This window comes from Methylobacterium sp. WL116 (genome assembly GCF_008039455.1).
Lineage (GTDB): Bacteria > Pseudomonadota > Alphaproteobacteria > Rhizobiales > Beijerinckiaceae > Methylobacterium.
Map to the genome: position 1 here is coordinate 1 of NZ_VRUV01000587.1, position 2,634 is coordinate 2,634.

The following is a 2,634-nucleotide window of genomic DNA, read 5'->3' on the forward strand; positions in this document are numbered from 1 at the left end:
GGGGGGGGGGGGGGGCCGCGGCGCCCAGGCCCGGCCGGAGGGGGGGGGGGGGGGGGGGGGGGGGGCGGGGGCCGCCGGGGGGGGGGGGGGGGGGGGTGGGCGGGGGGGGGGGGGGGGGGCGTGGGGGGGTTTGTTGGGGGGGGGGGGATTGGCGCGGCCGGCGCCTCGCCACCCCGCGCTCCGACGCGATCCGCCCGACCTCGGACCGCCTGCGGGAGGCGTTGTTCAACGTTCTGGCCCACGCCTACGACGACGCGGTGCCGGGCGCCCGCATCCTCGACCTGTTCGCCGGCACCGGCGCGCTGAGCTTCGAGGCGCTGTCCCGCGGCGCGGCCTACGCGCTGCTGGTCGACGAGGGGGCGGAGGCGCGCGGCGTCATCCGCGAGAACATCGAGCAGTTCGGCGCCGAGGGGCGCACCCGCCTGTTCCGGCGGGACGCGACCAAGCTCGGCCCCTCGGGCACCACCGGTCGCTTCTCCCTGGTGTTCTGCGATCCGCCCTACGGCCGCGACCTGGCGCCCGCAGCGCTGACGGCGGCCGCGCAGGGCGGCTGGTTGACGCCCGACGCCCTGGTGGTGATCGAGGAATCCGCCGACGCGGTCGTCGCTCTGCCGGCGGGGTTCACGGACCTGGAACGGCGGACCTACGGTGACACGGCGGTCACGCTGGCGCGCTTCACGGGCTGAGTTGCCCAAGGCGAGAAAGGCCGTTCCTTGCCCCCCCTGCCCCTCGTCCTCCTCACCAACCCGATCCACCCCGACGCGGTCGCGATGCTGGCGCCCTATGCCCGCGTCGTCGTCGCCCCCGACACGGCGGCGTCCTCCCTGCGGGCGCTCGCCCCCGACGCCGCCGGGATGATCGTGCGCGCGCAGCTGCCCGACGACATCCTCGACCACGCGCCGAAGCTTCGCGGCATCGTCCGCCACGGCGTCGGGCTGGACTTCGTGCCGCTGGCGGCCGCCACTGCCCGCGGGATCCCGGTGGCGAACCTGCCCGGCAGCAACACCGGGGCGGTGGCCGAGTACGTCCTCTCCGCCCTCCTCGCCCTGCGGCGGCGGCTCGCCGACGTCGATGCCGGCCTGCGCCGGGACGGCTGGCTCGCGGCCAAGACCCGCGCCAATGACCTCGCCGAGATCGGCGGCACCACGCTCGGCATCCTCGGGATGGGCGAGATCGGCCGCCGCGTCGCGGGAATCGCCCGCCACGGCTTCGGCCTGCGCGTGCTCGGGGCGTCGCGGACCGCGTCGGACCATGGCGGGCTCGTCGAGCCGGTGGACGTCGCGACGCTGTTCTCGGGCAGCGACGCGGTGGTGATCGCCTGCCCGCTCACCGACGCCACGCGCGGGCTGGTCGACGCCGCGCTGATCGGGCAGATGCGCCCGGGTGCGGTACTGATCAACGTCGCCCGCGGGCCGATCGTCGTGACCGATGCGGTGGTGGCGGCGCTGAACGCGGGCCGGCTCGGCGGCGCGGCGCTCGACGTGTTCGAGCATCAGCCGCTGGCGCCCGACCATCCGCTCCACGCCTGCCCGAACCTGCTGCTGACGCCGCACGTCGCCGGAACCACCGCCACGAGTCTGCGCGCGATGGGCCTCGGGGCGGTGGAGGAGATGCTCAGGATCCTGTCCGGCGAGCGGCCGCGGAACCTCGTGAACCCGGCCGCGCTGGAACGCTGACGGCTGACGGCTGACGGCTGACGGCTGACGGCTGACGGCTGACGGCTGACGGCTGACGGTGCGCGCGCGGAGGTGGGCGCACACGGCGCTTGGGAGCCGTGACATGGCGCGGGTCCCTTCTCCCATGGGGAGAAGGACAGGATGAGGGGCGTGAGCTTTCCGGAGAGGTCACGCCCCTCACTTCAATCCTCTTCCCATGGGAGAGGGAGCCGGTCGGCCCCCGATCCGAAACCGAGCCGCCGAGTGTGTGAACCTGGATCGGAGCGAGGAACGGCACGATGAGCAAGGGTCTGCGAAAGGGTCTCACCAGCTACGGCGATGCCGGGTTCTCGCTGTTCCTGCGCAAGGCCTTCATCAAGGCGGCGGGCTATTCCGACGACGCCCTCGACCGGCCGATCGTCGGCATCACCAACACGGCCAGCGACTTCAATCCATGCCACGGCAACGTGCCGGCGCTGATCGAGGCGGCCAAGCGCGGTGTCATGCTCGCCGGCGCGATGCCGATGGTGTTCCCCACCATCTCGATCCACGAGAGCTTCGCGCACCCGACCTCGATGTTCCTGCGCAACCTGATGGCGATGGAGACCGAGGAGATGATCCGCGCCCAGCCGATGGACGCGGTGATCGTCATCGGCGGCTGCGACAAGACGCTTCCGGCTCAGATCATGGCCGCGGCCAGCGCCGACCTGCCGACGGTGGTGATCCCGACCGGGCCGATGGTGGTGGGCCACCACAAGGGCGAGGTTCTGGGCGCCTGCACCGATTGCCGCCGGCTCTGGAGCGCGCACCGCGCCGGCCAGCTCGACGAGGCGGAGATCGCCGCCGTGGAGGGCCGGCTCGCGCCCTCCGTCGGCACCTGCATGGTGATGGGCACGGCCAGCACCATGGCCTGCATCGCCGAGGCGCTCGGCCTGTCGCTGCCGATGTCGGCGACGATCCCCGCGCCGCACGCCGAGCG

The 2,634-nt window shown here is 73.8% G+C and carries 3 protein-coding genes; all 3 read left to right on the forward strand.

Annotated features, from left to right (window positions below):
* Window positions 1–95 precede the first annotated feature (95 nt).
* Window positions 96–686, forward strand: coding sequence for a 16S rRNA (guanine(966)-N(2))-methyltransferase RsmD (gene rsmD, locus FV223_RS24885; RefSeq protein WP_147729467.1), 591 nt, complete (start codon window positions 96–98; stop codon window positions 684–686).
* Window positions 687–713: 27 nt separating this feature from the next.
* The gene (locus tag FV223_RS24890; RefSeq protein WP_147729468.1) at window positions 714–1,676 is read left to right on the forward strand and encodes an NAD(P)-dependent oxidoreductase; all 963 of its coding nucleotides are present in this window, start codon (window positions 714–716) and stop codon (window positions 1,674–1,676) included.
* A gap of 278 nt (window positions 1,677–1,954) precedes the next feature.
* Window positions 1,955–2,634: dihydroxy-acid dehydratase (locus tag FV223_RS24895; RefSeq protein ID WP_187276241.1), on the forward strand; the 680-nt coding region annotated here is incomplete at its 3' end.